Below are 18,981 nucleotides of genomic sequence, written 5' to 3'. Positions count from 1 at the left end.
TGAGTACGCTATAGCAAGCAACGAAATTTAACCCAAGTACCCAAGGATTCAAAATCATGCTGAGGAACCACGAAGGTCAAAGAGTACCCAAAGTCACCTTTCGCACTCGCAAGGACAACGAGTGGGTGGATGTCACCACCGATGATTTGTTTGCAGGCAAAACTGTAGCAGTCTTTTCTCTACCGGGAGCATTCACTCCCACTTGTTCGTCAACGCACCTCCCTGGCTACAACGAATTGGCCAAAGTTTTCAAAGCAAATGGCGTAGATGAAATCGTTTGTATTTCCGTCAACGACACTTTTGTGATGAACGAGTGGGCAAAAGACCAAGAAGCAGACAATGTGACGTTAATTCCCGACGGTAACGGCGAGTTTACCGAAGGCATGGGAATGCTGGTAGATAAAACAGATTTAGGCTTTGGGAAGCGGTCTTGGCGCTATTCGATGGTAGTCAAAGATGGCTTGGTTGAAAAAATGTTTATTGAACCGGAGGAACCGGGCGATCCTTTCAAAGTGTCCGATGCCGAGACGATGCTCAACTACATCAACTCCGCAGCAGCTAAGCCGAAGCTAGTTTCGCTGTTTACAAAAATGGGCTGTCCTTTCTGCGCCAAGGCTAAGAAAATGCTGACTGAAAAGGGCTTGGATTATGAAGAAATCGTCTTGGGCCGGGATGTTACAACCCGATCGCTGCGGGCCGTGACTGGCGCTACAACCGTGCCGCAAGTCTTTATCGACGGCAAGTTGATCGGCGGTTCCGAAGCTCTAGAGTCTTATTTGGCAGTTGCTTAGTTAGGGAAAAATACTTAGGCTGTGGTTACGCAGCGCACACCTTACTCGTTGTAGGGTGTGCGCTGGGCACCTGCAACGGTCTTTAGGAAGATATATCGCCATTCCCAGAGTTCGATCGCTCTATTTGTCCATTCTCGTGTAACAATTATTTGTGAAGTAATATTAAAAAAATCAGAAATGGGAGTGAACGATCGTGGATTTAAGCCTCGTAGCGTCAAATATCTTAAATCCACCAGTATTAGCATTTTTCATGGGAATGCTGGCGATTTTCCTAAAATCTGACTTAGAAATTCCGGCGCCCATCCCGAAACTGTTTTCGCTGTACCTGCTGTTTGCGATCGGATTTAAAGGCGGCGTCGAACTGTCCCGAAGCGGAATCAACCAGCAAGTCGCCCTGACAATTGCAGCAGCCATGTTGATGTCAGCGCTAGTACCAGTTTATACTTTCTTCATACTGAGGGTTAAACTAGACTCCTACAATGCCGCGGCGATCGCAGCCACCTACGGTTCCATCAGCGCCGTCACCTTTATCACCGCAACTTCGTTCCTAAAAGAACTAGGAATCGACTTTGACGGTTACATGGTAGCAGCGCTAGCATTAATGGAATCCCCTGCAATTATCGTCGGTCTAATTCTGGTGAGTGTATTCGGTGGCGAAGAAGGAAAACGCGAAATAGTTTGGGCAGAAGTGCTGCAAGAAGCCTTCCTCAACAGTTCAGTTTTTCTGTTAGTAGGCAGCCTAATTATGGGCATTCTGACAGGAGAACACGGTTGGGAAGTTATGAGTCCGTTTACTCAAGATTTATTTTACGGCGTTCTGACTTTTTTCTTGCTAGACATGGGACTGGTTGCTGCTAGCAGAATTAAAGATTTGCAAGAAACAGGAATTTTCTTGATCGCCTTTGCAATCCTAATTCCCATAGTTAACGCAGGAGTTGGTTTAGCCATAGCCAAACTAATCGGAATGCCGCAGGGAGATAGCCTGTTATTTTCCGTATTGTGTGCCAGTGCTTCTTACATCGCAGTACCAGCAGCTATGCGGCTGACCGTTCCAGAAGCTAACCCCAGCCTTTACATTTCAACAGCCTTAGCAGTGACGTTTCCGTTTAACATCGTTGTAGGCATTCCCATGTATCTATACGGAATCAATATGTTTTGGAGGTGAACTTATGGACGCAGTTAAAAGGATAGAAATTTTGGCGAACTCGGTGGAGCTCCCAAAGATTTTAGATGGTTTAGACAAAGCTGGCGTCCCCGGTTATTCAGTGATTCGCGGTGTCGCGGGAAAAACCACTAGGGGACGTAAATTGGATGATTTAGCAATGAGTATGCTGGATAATATTTACGTGCTGGCTTTCTGCGAACCCGATAAAATATCGGCAGTTGCAGAAAATATTAGACCAGTGCTAAATAAGTTTGGCGGGTCGTGTTTTATTTCCGATGCGGTGGAATTGCTCACTACTAAGTGTGTTGGGTAGTCATTAGTCATTAGTCATTAGTCAGTGGTCATTAGTCATAGTTATTAGTGATTAGTTATTAGTCATTAGTTACTTAGGATCGCAAATTAAATAATTTACACTCTTGAAAGTGGGATGGGCGTCCCGCCCGTCCATAAACGGGCGGGACGCCCATCCCACAAGAATAATAAAGATTGTAAGTTATTTAATTCTCATTCCTAAGTTTTTTTTTAATTAATTTAATAACTATAATTTGCAAAAAATCTGTGTTTAATTATAGCACAATACGGTTTACTTAACACTTTTTATGCCCCGGAGATCCCCCTAAATCCCCCTCCCGGGGGACTTAAGAGCTTTCTTGTCCCCCCCTTTTTTAAGGGGGGTTAGGGGGGATCTGCCTTAAGTAAACCGTATTGAATTATAGCAGTTGTACAATTTTAAAATCATCAGCGATCGCTCATTAGCCAGCGGTCATTTCAGGATTAATTGCCCTTCGCCGCCCGCACAAAATTCAGAATTCTTAAGATATAGAAAAGAATCAGGTGCCCAAATCCGTTAGCGTGGTAAATTCTAAGCCACAACAGGCGATGCTCTTCGAGGACTTCGCTAACGCGCGATCGACTAGGGATATTTTCAATAGGAGTTTAAACATGGCTGCATTAAAAGTCGGCATTAACGGATTTGGTCGCATCGGACGGCTAGTCATGCGTGCCGGCATCAAAAACCCGAACATTGAATTTGTCGGTATTAACGACTTAGTTTCGCCAGAAAACCTGGCTTATCTTTTCAAATACGACTCTACCCACGGTATTTATGACGGTGAAGTTGAAGGGAAATCAGACGGGATTGTCGTTGACGGACGTTTTATTCCCTGTACTTCGATTAGAAATCCGACAGAATTGCCGTGGGGTAAAGCTGGTGCGGATTATGTTGTAGAATCTACGGGATTGTTTACCGATTTTGACGGCGGTTCAAAACACTTGACGGCGGGAGCAAAACGAGTAATACTTTCGGCACCAACCAAAGACCCAGAAAAAGTTCCAACTTTTCTAGTAGGCGTCAACCACCACAAATTTGACCCCGCCAAAGATACTGTTGTTTCTAATGCTAGCTGCACTACGAATTGTTTAGCGCCAATTGCCAAAGTTATCAATGATAATTTCGGTTTGGAAGAAGGTTTGATGACGACTGTTCACGCGATGACTTCTACTCAGCCTACTGTAGACGGCCCGAGCCAAAAAGATTGGCGGGGAGGACGCGGTGCGGCTCAAAATATTATTCCTTCTTCGACTGGTGCGGCGAAAGCTGTTAGTTTGGTGTTGCCGGAATTGAAAGGAAAATTGACGGGTATGGCTTTGCGGGTGCCGACTCCTGATGTGTCTGTGGTTGACCTTACTTTCAAAACGGGGAAGGAAACTAGCTATAAAGAAATTTGCGAAGCTATGAAGAAAGCTTCTCTTGGCGAACTGAAAGGTATTCTTGGATATACTGAGGATGCGGTGGTTTCGACGGATTTTCAGGGCGATGCGCGATCGAGCATTTTTGATGCAGGTGCGGGAATTGAACTGAATTCTAAGTTTTTTAAGGTGGTTTCCTGGTATGACAACGAGTGGGGTTATTCTAACCGCGTGATTGATTTGATGCTGTCGATGGCCGAGAAGGACGGAATTTTGGGTAAGTAAGTTGTCGCGCATTTAGATTTAATTTTGGGGGCGATGCTTTGAGCATCGCCCCACAAGAGTTTTAAGAAATACTGTGCATTTCGCACCTTACGGGGATAATTCGCGCGTTAAACGACTTTTTGTATTCAAAACTGAGCAACTCAGGTTAAAATTTAGAATCATCTAAATTAAATTTTTTGAAAGTTATCATATCGCATCCCAATTATGTCTGAACTGCCGCCGCTGAACAACGAAACTATTTGGGCTATCCTCAACGAAGAAATGGATGATGCTGCTGTCAACCGCTTAGTTTGGCTGTATCTGGGCTACTGCTATGATGCCCAGACTGGTAAGTGGAACAGCGCTGATGTTGCTAGCGAGTGGCGCACAGATTATCCTGAACCGCCGGATTTTATTGATTCTAGACCTGCGACGGTGAAATTGACGCGATCGACTCTTCCAGAAAACAAGCAGTTGCTAAAGGAAAAATTGGGGTTTAAGGGCTATAAGATTGGGGAATTCGGGCCGAGACAGACTCGCAGGGCGACGATGGCTAATTGGTTGATGGGTTTTATGGAGGCTGGGGCTTCAGTTGACAGTTGACAGCACTTGACATGGAAGGAAGAGGATTGGAGTAATGAATCATCTTCTTTTAATTTTTCCCCGATCGGGCTTGGGGCTTTAAACCAATTCTTTATGGTAAGAAAGTATCGAATATTAGGGATTGAAACATCGATCAAAGTCTTGCTCTGTTTCTATTTTTATCTGCCGTTAATTAACAAAAATTAAAGATTTTTAGCGTCAGAATAAAGTAAAACCCGATCGCCCGTGCCAACATTATCATCCGCAACCCTGACATCCGGCGGTTCCGTGCACTATTCTAGAGTCTGCACAGAAGCATTGTGAGAAAAAATTCATGAAAACCACCACCATATCTCGCTTAACCAGCATTTCCCTAGCTACCCTAATGCTAGTCGGCGTTTCAGTCAATGCGATCGCCACACCAGCCACCACCCAACCCGCAACCCAACTCGCCCAAGCTACCGCCAAAAAGCGCCTCGTCGTCATGGACTTCGACTACGGCACCACCAACAGCTATTACAGTTCCTACAGAGGAGTCGGCGCAGCCAAAGGCATCAGCGAAATGCTAATCAACGAACTCGTTAACAACGGCACTTACACAGTAGTCGATCGCAGCAAACTCGAACAAGTCCTCAAACAAGAAAATCGCAGCGGTTCAATGGATGCCGGCACCGCCGCCGAAATTGGCAAAAAACTAGGAGTTGACGCCGTACTCATCGGCACTATTACCAAGTTTAATATCGACAAACAATCCGGCGGCGGCAGTTTCATGGGTATCGGTGGCGGTTCCCAAAAAACCAAAGCTACCGTGCAAATAGACGTGCGATTAATCGGAACAGCTTCCGGAGATATTCTTGCTACCGCCAAAGCAGTAGGAGAAGCAGATCAAAGCGATTCAAGTTTTTCTGTCAGAGGTATTGGCGGGAATTCCGGAAGTAGCAATGAAGATGGACTTTTGAGCGCAGCAGTTGACAAAGCCGTCGCCCAAATGGTAACTAAACTTGCAGAAGTCTCTAAGAAATTAGGCTAATAAGTTTCCAAGTTTTTTAGATTTTAGATTTGGCATAATTAAATCTAAAATCTAAAATTATTTCATATCATGTCCGTTCAATTGCCCATTATAAAGTTTTTTCGCTCGCTGGGGGCACTTTATAGATATTATTGTGGATGTCAATGAAAGATTGTTAGTGAAATCCGCTCGACCATGTAATATTTATTGGTAACTGCATCAAATTTTCTGAAAATATAGCTTTTCTCATTCTCCATGAAGTATGACAATTTTTGTGACTGGTTGATAGTACGAAGAACGTCTTCGATCTCCAGAAAACTGAGAAAGCTAACAGGCACAAGCGATTACCAATTACCAATTACCAATTACCATTACTGTCGAACACCCGATTTTTCAAACAAAGACTACACTCAAGCCTTAACAGTTTAGTTAGTTTTGGGATTTGAGTCAGAAGCAACAGCGCATTTCCCCTGTTGATTTGGGTTGGGACTCGGATTAGTTGCTACCTTAGAAACAGCATCTTGTTCTTGAATCCATCCGATTTCCCCCGCTTGCAACTTGGCACTTTCTACTCCCACTGTTGGTTTAACTGTGGGAGATGGTGAGGAAGTTGCTACAGCCGGAGATAGTGAAGGATTTGGTACAGCCGGAGATAGTGCAGGATTTGGTACAGCCGGAGATGGCGAGGAAGTTGCTACAGCCGGAGATGGACTGATTGCTGGTGTTGAAACATTAGAAAAATCCTTATTTAACTTGGGCTTGGGAGAGTTCGATCGCGCTATTTCAGGAATCGAACACACTTTCAGTTCCAGCCAGTTGCCTTGAGGTGTAAGCTGTTTGTTTGTTACCTGCAAAATGCTGCCGGCGGGGACTGTTCCCTTAACTGGCGACTCACCGATCGCAACTCGCAAATCCAAGCGATCGCCCTCTTTCTCCAATTCCCCACTCGCAGAACTTTTAATCTCTATAAACGAGCCTTTTTCTAAAGATTTGCTCGCAGTAGGTGCAGATTCAACTGTTTTCTCCGGCCCGTTTATAGGATTAGTTAAACGGCGTTTCCCGAAAAGCGACTCCCCGGCAGTATCGATCGCCCGACCCACCGGAGGAATGAAAAAATAAGCAAATACACCTCCCAAACCTAACAAAAATACAATTTTTACCAGCAGCGTAAATAGACTTTTACCTTTTTGCGGCGATCGTACTAACTGCGTTTTGACTTGAGAATTCGTATCGCTAAGGCTGGGGCTTTCCGTCAAATCGGTTGGCATATCCTCGCTGTCGGAAATTAGGTCGATCGGCACTTCCAAAGGTGCGACAGACAATTCTGTCAAAGTATTGCTTTCTTCCCTCAAATGTGCTTGACAGTGAATCAAAGCCACAGTGACATTATCGTGACCGTTTCTAGTATTAGCAATCTCGATCAGTCGATCGCGCGCCTTCGCCACAGTAATGCTACCGTCGAGAATCGGCAAAATCTCCTCTTCCCAACATTGCTCAACCCGGTCTTTATCGCTCAAACCGTCGGAGCACAGCAGCAAAACGCAATCCTCATCCACCGGAAAACGCTGCACAGTCGGGTGCAGAGTGTTGGAAGAAGTAATGCCCAAAGCTTGAATCAGAGCTCCAGCGGCCACTTGTTCCAAAGCATCCCGGTACAGGGAGTAGCCCAAACGCACCTCGCGGCAAGCCACATCGTCATCGAGAGTAACTTGATAGCAGCCACTGCGGGTAATCCAGTAGGCCCGACTGTCTCCCACGTGGGCGACGTAGAGCTCGTGAATGTGGGCTAAACCCATCACCAGGGTAGTACCCATGCGCTGGCGGCCTTGGCGGTGTTCTGTGTCGTTGCGACCGGCTATTTTGTCGTTAGCAGCACAAGCTGACCGTTCCAGCTTGGAAGTCAGGCTCAGCGGGTCCCAATTAGCTTGATGCAGGGGCATTTGCTGCAATTTCTCCCGCAGCACAGTAATCGCCAATTCCGAAGCGACTTCGCCGCCGTCTTGTCCGCCGATACCGTCGCAGACGATCGCACAAGCCTCCGATCCCGGAATTCCCGAAAACACCGTACCGTCGGGCGGATAGCAAGCATCCTCGTTGTGAGCCCGCGCTCTACCAACATCCGTGCCCGTGGCAATTTCCACAGTCCGATCGTAAAATCGGCCGCATTTTGCCAGAGCTTTATCCAATTGGCCCATCAATTGTTCGCCGTGGCGCACTTGACCGGCCACCATTTGCTGGCAAAGCTGCCGCAAAAAATTTGCAATTGCCGGGTGAGCATCGTCGATCCACTGCTGCCACAATTTGCCCAATTGTGACAAATTAGGCGGTTTGCGATCGGGCTGCAATTCCAGAAACCGGACTAATTGCCCTTCCACCCGCAGCAGTTCGGGAGTCAGCAGCGTTGCAGCCACGCCCTGAGCGATAAACGGCTGCCAAACTTTGGCAATTTGCCACAGCCAATTGAGCTGTCGCATGGCCTCGGCCCCTTTCCAGGTGTCCGCCAATTCCGGCATTAATGATTCAGTCACCTTTAAAATAGGTGCATTTTCCAGCAGCCAGATATCTCCCGAGAGCTTGCCGATCCGGGACGATACCAGTCCGTATACTTGAGGTACGTGCAACTGATAGGCAAACAGTCTCAAATAAGGAGCGATCGAACTCGGAATCTCTTCGGGCATTTCCGGCAACTGTTCCGGTTGAGTATCGACAAGAAGTCGATCGCGCTTGACCAAATAGCGACCCGCGATCAGATCGCCGGGCTTACACGCTTTGATCCCTTCACCTACAGCCCACAAATAGTGTTTTGGCACAGAGTTTTGCATGTTTGGTTCCTGACGCCTTTGGGCCCAGTGCTGATCTGAACTATTCTAGCGCTTGAACCTCGATGGGTTGATACGCGGCGATTATTTTACATCCCCGCTTTCTCAGCACGCGGGGATGTTTAAGACTTTACAGTGCTAATCTCCTGATTTTTCAGGTTCCTAGGCTCGCCAAGGTAGCACTTTTCGGTGCTCGCCAGATTTCTCCACATAATGTTTTAGGCGTGACTTTCCCCCAGTCCAGCAGTTGGTTTTAATGTCTTTTACTGACAAAAACAGTCTACCATTTTGTGGGCGTCCCGATAAATCTGGCGATCGGCTTTCATAGCTTGACCCCGCCGCGACGGAACCGAAGTCAGGAAGCTGAAGGGCGCGATGTTTTTAGCATATTCCCGATCGTGCCAATGGACGAAGCAATCGCGACTTTGAGCGGGAATAGAGACTTTGAACTGACTGTAATGCTACGATGCAGCTACGTAGAAGTCACCTGCGCCGGCAGGTATAAATAAATATCAATTATAGGTTTGGTCGCGAAGGGCGATCGGTGCCTAGTGCCTGAGTTTCGCCTGTCTAGTTAAATTTAACGTTACCCGCATACCGATGCCAGCCCCCCGACAGGAGTCGCAAGCAGCACAAAAAATTAGATATTAGTTCAAGCCCCCAGATTCATCTGTGGTATCAATCTAAAATCTAAAATCTAAAATTTAAAATCGATCGGCCTCTGCAAGCTGTTGAGTTACTAACCATGCCCGTACAAGAGTCCAGTACCATTCCCGAGAATTTGCCCGATCCGAAGCTGCTCCCGACCGTCGAGGTAGACGAAATGCTGACTAAGATCAAGCATTCTCACGGTTTTTATTACCAAGTGATGAATCTTGAGGTGTGGGCGCTGGTGGAAACCTTGGATGAGCTATTTCCGGGCGCTTGGGGTCAGTTTATGACCAACCGCCAAGTTGCGGTAAAACAGTTTTTGCAGCGCGATCCCAATTGTGCGGTAACTCCCAAGAATAGCGGGAAAGACGCAGAAACGGTGGGGAGTGAGGAAGATTGATCGAGTCAGTTGTCGGTTGTCATTAGTCAGCAGTCATTAGTCATTAGGAAGAATGAAGAGGGAAGATTTTTTTAATCTCCCCGTCTCCCCGTCTCCCCGTCTCCCCGTCTCCCCTTAGAGGTGAATTTTGGCATCAACTTGAGGAAGTCCCATGCTGTAGTTGACAGCGCGGCTGTTGAGGTTGTAGCTGATTTGGCCTTTTTGTAAGAACGATCGTACCAAGTGTTCCAATTCCGAACCGATGCGGCGGAGGTTGTATTCCGTCAAGTCTTCGCCTTCGTAGGAGTCTACGAGTTGGTCGAATTTGGCATATATCTGTTTGACTGACTCGTCGTTCCAGTTGAGTTCGTTGTCTGGGTCAATGTCGATCGTCAAAAGGTCGTTGCTGGGTACGAGTTCGTTGTCTTCGAGGATGGCGGTGTATATGCGAATATGGCGGGTTGTTGACTTGAGCTGCATGAGTTCTTATTTGTAAAGATTTTTTCCTGAACCTATTGTAATGGCTGGGAGATGCGCGGGGAACTGGAGATGGGGAGGATTGAACCGCGAAGACGCTTTCATGCGCGAAGGAAGAGATGGGAAGGAGGGAAAGGGGGGAAGGGCGATCGACTTTCGGGTTCGCAGTCAGGTTCGTAGTGAGGACTTCAGTCCTTCAGGTTCGTAGTGAGGAATTCAGTCCTTCTATTTTTAAGGACTGAAGTCCTTACTACAAACATTGTAGTTTTGAGAATTACTTAATTCAACACTAAAAACGAAAGCTTCCGCAAGGTATAATAGTTGAGAATTGGCCTAGGAGGACAAGGTGGAAGGCAAGAGATTTATTCGCTCCCTGCAACTGCAAAACTTCCTTTCCTATGGAAGTCAGGGGGAAACAATTGAACTGCGACCATTAAACGTGTTGATCGGTACTAACGCATCGGGCAAGTCTAACTTAATCGAAGCGATCGCACTGTTGAAGGCAACACCTACAGACTTACCTGCTCCGATTCGTCAAGGCGGAGGCATCAGCGATTTTTTGTGGAAAGGTGAAAAAGGTATTCCCACAGCAAAAATTGAGACTATTTTAGATTACCCAGAACGAGCAATGCCGCTGCGCTATCAGATTAGTTTTACCACATCAGGTCAGAGAGTTGAGGTAGTAGACGAAGCTATAGAAGATATGGAACCGCGCAATAGTTCAGAAAGCGAGCCATTTTTTTACTACCGTTATAGCGATCGGGGACGCCCAGTTATCAACGTTACAGAGGACAACGAGCCGCAAACAAGAAAGCTGCGGACTCTGCGGCGAGAAGATATCATTCCCGATCAATCTATCTTATCTCAAAGAAAAGATCCTGAACAATATCCAGAGCTATCATATCTGGGTAATACATTTGCAGACATTGGTTTATATCGTAACTGGCAGACAGGGAGGGATTCAGTATCGAGAAAAGCTCAGCAAACTGATTTACCGGAACATCCACTTCTAGAAGATGGTGGCAACTTAGGACTGGTTTTAAACAACTTACAGTATCAATTAGGAAGCAGGCAGATTATTGAAAAATTAAAGCTGTTCTACGATGCAGCCGAAGAACTGAGTATCAAGATTTATGGCGGTACTGTCCAGATATTTATCCGCGAAACCGGATTGATTCAGCCAATTCCCGCAACTCGTTTATCCGACGGTACGCTGCGTTATTTATTCTTAATAGCTTTACTCCTAGATCCAACTCCACCGCCACTTATCTGTATTGAAGAACCGGAGATTGGCTTGCATCCCGACATTTTGCCTGCGATTGCTGAAATGCTAATCGAAGCCTCACAGCGCACACAATTGATTGTGACAACTCATTCGGATGCTTTGGTGTCGGCGCTGAGTCCTGAGTCTGTCTTAATATGCGATCGAGATAATCGAGGAAGTCACCTGAGCCGCCTCGATCCAGAACGACTAAAAAAATGGCTTGAGAATTACAGTTTGGGAGACCTCTGGCGGATGGGAGAAATCGGGGGAAACCGATGGTAAAGGAGGTTCGCATTTACATTGAAGGTGGTGGGGATGGCAAGAATACAAAGCAATTGCTCCGACAAGGATTTAGCAGTTTTTTCAAAGAACTTGTGCAAATGGCCCGCAGCAATCAAATCAAGTGGAATATGATTGTTTGTGGTTCTCGGAATAATGCTTTCAGGGATTTTAAGAATGCTTTGGCAGATTACCCAAAAGCGTTTATCGTACTTCTGGTTTACTCAGAAGCACCTGTTGTAAAACAGTCGCCTTGGGAGCATTTGAAGTCGAGGGATAATTGGGATTCGCCTGGGGTTGATGACACTCATTGTTATCTAATGGTTCAAGCGATGGAAGCTTGGTTGATTGCTGATATTGATACTTTGAAAAGATTTTACGGGCAGGGATTTAAAGAAAATGCGATTCCTAAAAATAGGAATGTAGAGATGATTGAAAAGGATTTGTTAGAACCAAGTCTGAAAGCAGCTACCCGCGACACAAAATCGAAAGGCGAATATCAAAAGATACAGCACGCTTCCAAGCTGTTAGAAATGTTGGATGTTGACAATGTTCGCAAGGCTTCTTCAGAGTGCGATCGAATTTTTACAACTCTCACCGAACTCATGGAACAAGGCAACTAGAACGACTTGCGCGCCAGGGCCCAGAAACCGGGTTTTTTCCAGATATTTCGTTTCAGCGCGCCGATTCGGCAAAAAACCCGGTTTCTCAGAGTCGCAGTGCTTAAATCCAGTACAGGGGCCAGAAACCGGGTTTTTTCCAGATATTTCGTTTCAGCCCGCAGATTCCGCCAAAAACCCGGTTTCTCAGAGTCGCAGTGCTTAAATCCAGTACAGGGGCCAGAAACCGGGTTTTTTCGAGATATTTCGTTTCAGCCCGCAGATTCCGCCAAAAACCCGGTTTCTCAGAGTCGCAGTGCTTAAATCCAGTACAGGGGCCAGAAACCGGGTTTTTTCGCGAAAATATCGGTTTGCGGCGACTGATTCGGCAAAAAACCCGGTTTCTTTAGTCGCAATGCGTCACTCCAGAAATATAAGGACTAAAGTCCTTACTACAAACATTAGAATTTGATTTATTCGTGAGTTGTACCGTCTGGCATAATTGCGCCTGCGAGCTTTGCATTGTCCATATTTGCTCCCACCAATTTTGCATCTTTCAAGTTAGCTTTTTCTAGGTTTGAATAACTCAAATTTGCTCCGCGCAAGTCTGCTGAAGATAGATTGGCTTTACTTAAGTTTGCTCCATATAGGTTAGCCCCAGAGAGATTAAACCCACTCAAGTTTTGCCCGCTCAGATTAACGCCTTGTAAGTTTACTCCAACCAAACTTACCCCTGTTAGGTTGGCACCATCCAAGTTGGCTCCCCGAAAGTAAGCCCCAATCAAAATTGCCCCACTCAAGTTAATTCCGCTGAGGTTGGCTTCAGTTAAGTTTGTCCCTGTCAAGCTTACTCCGCTTAGATTCATGCCACTCAGGTTGACTCCTGCAAGGTTGACCCCTATCAAACTTACCCCACTTAAGTTAACCCCGCTAAGGTTTGCATAACTTAGGTTGACTTTACTTACCTTCGCTTGACTTAAATCGGCTCCTGTCAGGTTAGCACTACTTAGACTTGCCTGAGTTAGGTTAGCTCCACTGAGGTTTGCCACAGTCAGGTTTGCCTGATCTAACTTGGCTTCGCTTAAGTTGGCTTGACTCAAATTTGCATTAATTAGTCTTGCGTAATACAAAGTTGCTTTAGTTAAGTTTGCGCCACTAAAGTTGACTTCAATCAAATCAGCTTCGTGCAGGTTTGTCGAGTTCAAGTTTGCCCCTTGCAGATTAGCTCCAATCAAATTAGCCTTGACTAGGTTGGCATTACTCAGGTTGGCATTACTCAGGTTGGCTTGACTTAAACTAATGGGAGATTCCAGAGTTTTTCCGCTCAAGTCTACTCCTGCTAAGTTAATCCCTGTAAAATCTCGTTCTCCCTCTTTATACCGCTGCCAAAATTCCTCAGCAGTCAGTGCCGATTCCTGAATTTCAGAAACAGAATCATCGACATCCTTATCAGCTTCCACATTATCCGCATTCACAGGATTAGCAACAGACTCTCCTGCCGCTGCTTCCTGCAATTGCTTGTCCACCCGATCGCTAAATCGCCTCAAAACCTCAGCATCATCAAGCTTCTGAGCCACATTCTCAGTGCTTTTCACCGCATTCTCAACATGATACTTGTCAACAAAACTTTGCAACCCAGCATTATATCCTTGTCCTACGGCCTGAAATCTCCATTCACCACTCTTTCTGTACAAACGTCCAAACTCTAAAGCCGTTTCTTGCGAAAAAACCTCTTTTAAATTATACCGAACCAGCTCGCTCCCGCTCTCCAAATTGTAAAGCCGGATAAAAGCATTTTTCACCCTGCTAAAATTTTGATTCTTTGCTTGTCCGTCGTGAACAGTAACAACAAACACAATTTCCTCAACAGCAGCATCGATCAGACTCAAATCCACATAAACCGTCTCGTCATCGCCTTCGATTTGTCCCGTTGTGTTATCTCCCGAATGCCGCACCGCCCCGTCTGGCGATGTCAAATTGTTGTAAAATACAAAATATTTTTCGTCGGGAATTCGACCGTCAGCCCCTAACATGAAAACAGATGCGTCAATGTCATAGTTTTGTGATGTTTGGCTGACTTGCCACCCCAGGGCGATCGCAACTTTACTGAAATCAGGAGCCTCCTTAGAAAGATTAAATCTGTCACCCTTCGTTAATTCGATGCTCATCTTCGATAATTACCTGATATTTTAAATTAGCGCTTTCGATATTTTAAGCGATTAGCGGCAGGTAGGGGCGGGGCGGGTTTACCAGATTACTCATTTGTATTACAGACAAGGCGTGAGCCCGCACCTACGGGAATTATACCAAATCTGTCTTTAATACATTCTTTATTCTTCAGTCGGCGAAGGCCGACTTCGTTTGTGTAGACGCGATTTCAATCGCCGAATCCTTCGTTTGTGTAGACGCGATTTCAATCGCCGAGTCCTGCATAATACCTACAATACACAATACAGATTATTTATGTTAAACCGCAAACAAATTGCCTTTTATTTAGAAGACATTGAAACGCCCGCAGGGAGAACCGTCAGTTTAATTATTACCGGACTAATTCTCCTATCTACTGCCAGCTTTATCGCCGAAACTTACCCGATTTCCGAACCCGTAAGAATTAAATTGCAAACTCTCGACACAGCCCTTTTAGTCGTTTTTGCTGTTGAGTATTTAGTGCGGCTGTGGTGCGCTGACTATAAATTTAAGTTTATTTTTAGTTTTTTCTCAATCGTCGATTTGCTGGCAATTATACCATTTTTTCTGGGATTTGTCAATGTCAGTTTTATTCGGATTTTTCGCTGGTTTAGAATTCTCCGACTCATCCGCTTTTTGGAATTAAAAAATTCAGTGCTTCGCATCAGCAGCGAAGATGGGGTAATTTTTTCCAGAATTTTGTTTACTTTGCTGGCGATAATTTTTGTTTATTCTGGTTTGATTTATCAAGTTGAACATCCCCAAAATTCTGAAGCTTTTGGGACTTTTTTGGATGCTGTTTATTTCTCCGTTGTCACGATGACTACGGTGGGATTTGGCGATGTTACTCCGATTTCGGAATCGGGCCGCTTTCTGACTATTTTGATGATTGTGACGGGGATTGCTCTGATTCCTTGGCAATTGGGGGATTTGATTAAACAGTTAGTTAAAACTGCTAATCAGGTAGAAACTGTTTGTACGGGTTGCGGTTGGTCTGTACATGATGCTAATGCTAAATTCTGTAAAATCTGCGGCACTCAATTAGATAATGGTTGACTGTTGACTGTTGACTGTTGACTGTTACAGCAGTTTTCAGGTAGGGACACAGCATTGCCTTTTCCCTACAGAAGATTGCCTCTAATTTATACAGCATATTCCATGTAAATGTAGATCGCGAGAAACCGGGTTTCGAGCAACAGAATCAGTAATGATGCGAGAACTGTAAAGAAACCCGGTTTCTGGGGTGTACTTCATAAACCTGGAATAGGCTGTATGGTATTTTTCCTAATAACTAATAACTAATAACCCATAACTAATAACTACTGACTGCTGACTACTGACTAATGACTTCTTCCTTCTTTAAGCTAGCGGTAACAAGATTTCAAATTCGGTGCCGGTTCCTAATTGCGATCGCATTCTGAAGGCGCCGCCGTGTTTGCCGGTCACGATTTGATAGCTAACGGCTAAGCTGGTTTCTTTGAGGGCGCGTTTTTCGGTAGAGAATGATTCTAAGATTTTGTTGTACTTGTTAGGTGACATTCCTGGGCCGTTATCTGTTATGCGAATCGAAACCCAGCGAAGGTGTAGTTTATCCAAATCGCTCGCAGGTTCGAGACAGCAGACTTGAGTTGTGATTTCAATTTGAGGCTGGCGCTCGAAGTTTTTTATTGCTCCACCTTTGAACTCTTTCGCGAATTCTTGACCGACTGCTTCGTTAATTAATGTATTGATAGAATTGGTCAAGATATTCATAAATACTTGGTTTAGCTGTCCTGCATAGCACGGAACTGGTGGCAGGTAGCCGTAGTTTTTTATTACTCTGATTTCCCCGCTCAAACGACTTTTGAGCAGCAACAGTATGCTGTCTATGTTGGCGTGCAAGTCGGCTGGTTTGGGATAAACATCGTCGATGTGGCAAAAGTTTTGCAAACTGCTTGCTAATTTGCTCAAACGTTCGGCTCCGGCTTTGATGCTGGTAACTGTTCGGAGGAAATCGTTTTGCAAAAAGTCATAGTCTATATCTTCTTTGAGTTGTGCTATTTCTGGCGGGGGATTGGTACAGTGTGCGTCGTAAACTGATAGCAACTGCATTAAGTTTTTGCTGTATTCGCTGATGTAGGTTAAATTGCCCCAAATGAAGCTTACCGGATCTAAAATTTCGTGGGCTACTCCGGTGACTAAACGGCCTAAGCTAGCCATTTTTTCGCTTTGAATCATTTGAGTTTGGGCTCTTTCGTAGCGGACTTGAGTTTCTATGCCGCGAATTTGCCAGTAGGCGATGTTTAGTGCGTGAGGATCTAAGAGCCGGTAAGATTGGGTGTCGATTTGGACTACGATTGGTTCTGACTGCAATTCGGGCGATCGGCGCAGGGCTTGTTGAGCGGCTGCCAAAATGGTTGTACTCTCTGCAAGCAATAATATTTCGACGCGAGCGTAACTGTAGAGAACTTTCAGCGGTAGGTGCAAAAATAGCTCGGGACCTTGGGGTTTGAGTAAATATTCCAGCAGTTGTCTGCGGGATATCATGCCGACCAATTTTCCTGCTTCTATCAATACGGCTCCCGGGATTAGGCGATTCTGTTCAAAGATTTCGGCAACTACTACGGCCAAGCAGCTCGATTTAACCTGAAATTGATACAGGGGCAAATCTTGGAGGGTAGATTCTAGGGAAAGATCTTTATGGCTGCCTTCGGAGAGTGAAGGGCCAAGGAGTTTGGGACTGAATGTATTTGCCACTGGAACTTTTAGTTGCCGAAACAGGCTCTTAATTAAAGTAAATTGAGAACTTAACTACTAAGCTAGCCGATCGCTAAACTTGGATGGGCGAACCTGAAGGCTGTTCTTGAGTTAATCATGTTTTGCCAGCGATCGGCAGGAGAATTTCAAATTCGGTGTGGTGGCCGGGCTGCGATCGCAATTTTAATTGGCCGCCGTGCTTTTCTGTGACGATTTGATAGCTGATTGCCAGCCCCATACCGCTACCTTTGCCTGCTGGTTTAGTGGTGAAAAATGTGTCAAATATGTGCTGCTGATTTTCTGGGGGAATGCCGGGCCCGTTATCGGCGATCGCAATGGCGGCCCACTTGCCCTCTGCGGTTTCTACCACTTTAGTCGTAATTTGGATTTGGGGCTGCCAGTTGTCCGCGCACTCTGTATCTAGTTCGCGATCGGCTGCATACTCTGTCAGGGCGTCTAGAGCGTTAACTAACAAATTCAAAAACACCTGACTCAACTGACCCGAGTAACCGTTAACTGGGGGCAGTTCGCCGTATTTTTTTACCACTTCTATGCCATTTTTAAAGCGGTTTTTCAGAATTAACAGCGTAATCTCCACGCATTCGTGAATGTCGATCTCCACGGGCTTTGTCTCGTCCATGTGAGAGAAGTTGTGCAAACCGTTGACTATTTTTAGCAATTGTGAGGCTCCCCACTTCATGCCTTCTAAGGTGACTGGCAAATCTTCTTGTAAAAAATCAAATTCTATTTCATCTTTGAGGGCATCAATTCGGGAACAGGGTTCCGGATATTCTGCTTCATAAGCTGACATTAGCTGAAGCAAGTTTTCAAAATACGACAGCAGAAACGTCAAATTTCCCCAAATACAGTTCAGCGGATTTCTAATTTCGTGGGCTACTCCCGCTACAATCCTACCCAGACTAGCCATCTTTTCGGTTTGGATAAGTTTGGCTTGGGTTTGTTGGTGGAGCAATTTATTTGTCAATTGATGAATTATTGATTGAGCAACCATTAATTGGTGTACATCTAAGAGTTTGTATGCCTGGGGTGCAACTTCCACTACTACTGGTTCATAAACTAATTCTGCCGCTCTGTAAAGCGATTGCTGGGCGGCTTCTACTATTAATTTACTGCCGGGAAGCACCAGTAGCTCTTGCCTAGAAAATCTATATAATACCTCTATCGGTCGCTTGAAAAACATTTCTAACCCGTAGCGACGGTTAACTTTTTCAAAAAATTGACGCCTGGATATGATGCCGACAAAAGTACCCATATTGGTCAAGATGACGCCGGGAAGCATGGAATTTTCTTCAAAAGCCTGGGCTACTTCTTTTGCCTGTTGAGTTAATTCTATTTGGCAGTTGTAGAGAGGCAAGTCGAGGAGAGTTGATTCTAAGGAGATGTTCCAAGTACAAATTGCAGGTGTCTGTAACACTGATAATTCCGAGCTAATCTGATGCACAGCCAACATAGATGAAACTCCTGTTAATTTTTGTAGGGATGGATAACTTTAGTTGCTATTAATTGGTAACGGGTAATTGGTGGCGGGTAATTGTGAATTTTTAAAATTACAGCAGCACCTGATGGGAAAACTCGATCGCCCTGGCATTGTCTGCTAAAGATTTGGTTTCTGAATTAATGTTAAACGATCGAAGCTTTTGTGGAACTTACGGAGTTTTGTTATTAACTTTTTACCATGATATACCATGCGATCGCCTGTTTTCGGAAATCTTAAAAAATTATTAAGGGGCTTTTGTGATACGTTATACCATTTTTCAGTGATGGTAGGGAATTGGAGAACCGCGATCGCGCGCAGTTGGTCAATATACGGGCATGAATCGAGGGTTCTAGGAGGCGGAGGGCGATCGTCCAATCCGCGCCCTAAGGGTCAAGACTGGGGCCAAGGCCAAAATCGGAAGAAGCAAGAAGCAAGAAGCAATCGAATGCAAGGGTTTCAGGAATTAAGAAAGTCCTAAGCGTTGGGCGTTGCTGCCCTACCACTGTCAATAAATGCAACTTTAGGGAACTTCTCAACTCTGATTGCCGTCTTAGTGGCGTTTGTTTTTTGCAATCTAAAATCTAAAATCTAA

The 18,981-nt window shown here is 45.3% G+C and carries 17 protein-coding genes; 12 read left to right on the top strand and 5 right to left on the bottom strand.

Going from position 1 to position 18,981, the window contains the following annotated elements:
* Positions 1-56: 56 nt before the first annotated feature.
* From JGK39_RS07140 to JGK39_RS07115, 6 genes are all read left to right on the top strand, one after another.
* Positions 57-791, top strand: coding sequence for a glutathione peroxidase (locus JGK39_RS07140; RefSeq protein WP_293249647.1), 735 nt, complete (start codon positions 57-59; stop codon positions 789-791).
* A gap of 193 nt (positions 792-984) precedes the next feature.
* Positions 985-1,956 (top strand): sodium-dependent bicarbonate transport family permease, encoded by a 972-nt coding sequence (locus JGK39_RS07135; RefSeq protein WP_293249644.1) that lies wholly within the window; start codon positions 985-987, stop codon positions 1,954-1,956.
* A 4-nt stretch (positions 1,957-1,960) separates the two neighbouring features.
* Positions 1,961-2,269: a P-II family nitrogen regulator gene (locus JGK39_RS07130; RefSeq protein ID WP_293249641.1), complete on the top strand. Its 309-nt coding sequence runs from the start codon at positions 1,961-1,963 to the stop codon at positions 2,267-2,269.
* A 629-nt stretch (positions 2,270-2,898) separates the two neighbouring features.
* Positions 2,899-3,930: a type I glyceraldehyde-3-phosphate dehydrogenase gene (gene gap / locus JGK39_RS07125; RefSeq protein ID WP_293249756.1), complete on the top strand. Its 1,032-nt coding sequence runs from the start codon at positions 2,899-2,901 to the stop codon at positions 3,928-3,930.
* 204 nt (positions 3,931-4,134) lie between these two features.
* On the top strand, positions 4,135-4,512 hold the full coding sequence (locus JGK39_RS07120) for a DUF1823 family protein (protein WP_293249638.1): 378 nt from the start codon (positions 4,135-4,137) through the stop codon (positions 4,510-4,512).
* A 313-nt stretch (positions 4,513-4,825) separates the two neighbouring features.
* Positions 4,826-5,521, top strand: coding sequence for a CsgG/HfaB family protein (locus JGK39_RS07115; protein WP_293249635.1), 696 nt, complete (start codon positions 4,826-4,828; stop codon positions 5,519-5,521).
* A gap of 404 nt (positions 5,522-5,925) precedes the next feature.
* Here the strand turns inward: JGK39_RS07115 and JGK39_RS07110 are convergent, their stop codons facing one another.
* A complete protein-coding gene (locus JGK39_RS07110; protein ID WP_293308421.1) occupies positions 5,926-8,310 on the bottom strand; it encodes a protein phosphatase 2C domain-containing protein in 2,385 nt (794 codons plus the stop codon).
* A 299-nt stretch (positions 8,311-8,609) separates the two neighbouring features.
* Between JGK39_RS07110 and JGK39_RS07105 the strand changes: the two genes are divergently transcribed.
* Complete coding sequence (locus JGK39_RS07105; RefSeq protein ID WP_293295798.1) at positions 8,610-8,828, top strand: hypothetical protein; 219 nt, start codon at positions 8,610-8,612, stop codon at positions 8,826-8,828.
* A gap of 236 nt (positions 8,829-9,064) precedes the next feature.
* Positions 9,065-9,370 carry a hypothetical protein gene (locus tag JGK39_RS07100; protein WP_293249625.1) on the top strand — a complete coding sequence of 102 codons (306 nt, stop codon included), beginning with the start codon at positions 9,065-9,067 and terminating at the stop codon, positions 9,368-9,370.
* A 114-nt stretch (positions 9,371-9,484) separates the two neighbouring features.
* Here JGK39_RS07100 and JGK39_RS07095 read toward each other — a convergent pair whose 3' ends face one another.
* Positions 9,485-9,829 (bottom strand): NAD(P)H-quinone oxidoreductase subunit M, encoded by a 345-nt coding sequence (locus JGK39_RS07095; RefSeq protein WP_293249622.1) that lies wholly within the window; start codon positions 9,827-9,829, stop codon positions 9,485-9,487.
* A 79-nt stretch (positions 9,830-9,908) separates the two neighbouring features.
* On the opposite strand from JGK39_RS07095, the gene JGK39_RS07090 reads away from it, so the two are divergent.
* From JGK39_RS07090 to JGK39_RS07080, 3 genes are all read left to right on the top strand, one after another.
* The gene (locus tag JGK39_RS07090; RefSeq protein ID WP_293295796.1) at positions 9,909-10,034 is read left to right on the top strand and encodes a hypothetical protein; all 126 of its coding nucleotides are present in this window, start codon (positions 9,909-9,911) and stop codon (positions 10,032-10,034) included.
* Between the two features lie 138 nt (positions 10,035-10,172).
* On the top strand, positions 10,173-11,372 hold the full coding sequence (locus JGK39_RS07085) for an AAA family ATPase (RefSeq protein ID WP_293295794.1): 1,200 nt from the start codon (positions 10,173-10,175) through the stop codon (positions 11,370-11,372).
* Positions 11,366-11,992, top strand: coding sequence for a DUF4276 family protein (locus JGK39_RS07080; RefSeq protein WP_293249616.1), 627 nt, complete (start codon positions 11,366-11,368; stop codon positions 11,990-11,992). Before JGK39_RS07085 ends, JGK39_RS07080 begins: the two co-directional genes overlap by 7 nt.
* A gap of 449 nt (positions 11,993-12,441) precedes the next feature.
* On the opposite strand, the gene JGK39_RS07075 is transcribed toward JGK39_RS07080, so the two are convergent.
* Entirely contained in the window at positions 12,442-14,136 is a 1,695-nt protein-coding gene (locus JGK39_RS07075; RefSeq protein ID WP_293249613.1) for a pentapeptide repeat-containing protein, read from the bottom strand.
* A gap of 295 nt (positions 14,137-14,431) precedes the next feature.
* On the opposite strand from JGK39_RS07075, the gene JGK39_RS07070 reads away from it, so the two are divergent.
* Positions 14,432-15,211: an ion transporter gene (locus JGK39_RS07070; protein ID WP_293249610.1), complete on the top strand. Its 780-nt coding sequence runs from the start codon at positions 14,432-14,434 to the stop codon at positions 15,209-15,211.
* Between the two features lie 303 nt (positions 15,212-15,514).
* On the opposite strand, the gene JGK39_RS07065 is transcribed toward JGK39_RS07070, so the two are convergent.
* Positions 15,515-16,891, bottom strand: a complete 1,377-nt coding sequence (locus JGK39_RS07065) for an ATP-binding protein (protein WP_293249607.1) — start codon at positions 16,889-16,891, stop codon at positions 15,515-15,517.
* Between the two features lie 115 nt (positions 16,892-17,006).
* A complete protein-coding gene (locus JGK39_RS07060; protein ID WP_366048635.1) occupies positions 17,007-18,326 on the bottom strand; it encodes an ATP-binding protein in 1,320 nt (439 codons plus the stop codon).
* Positions 18,327-18,981 lie beyond the last annotated feature (655 nt).

Source organism: Microcoleus sp. PH2017_12_PCY_D_A, from assembly GCF_020738565.1.
In the GTDB taxonomy this organism is placed as follows: Bacteria; Cyanobacteriota; Cyanobacteriia; order Cyanobacteriales; family Microcoleaceae; genus Microcoleus.
The sequence above is the reverse complement of the archived record's forward strand: the minus strand, read 5'-3'. Positions and strand labels throughout refer to the sequence as shown.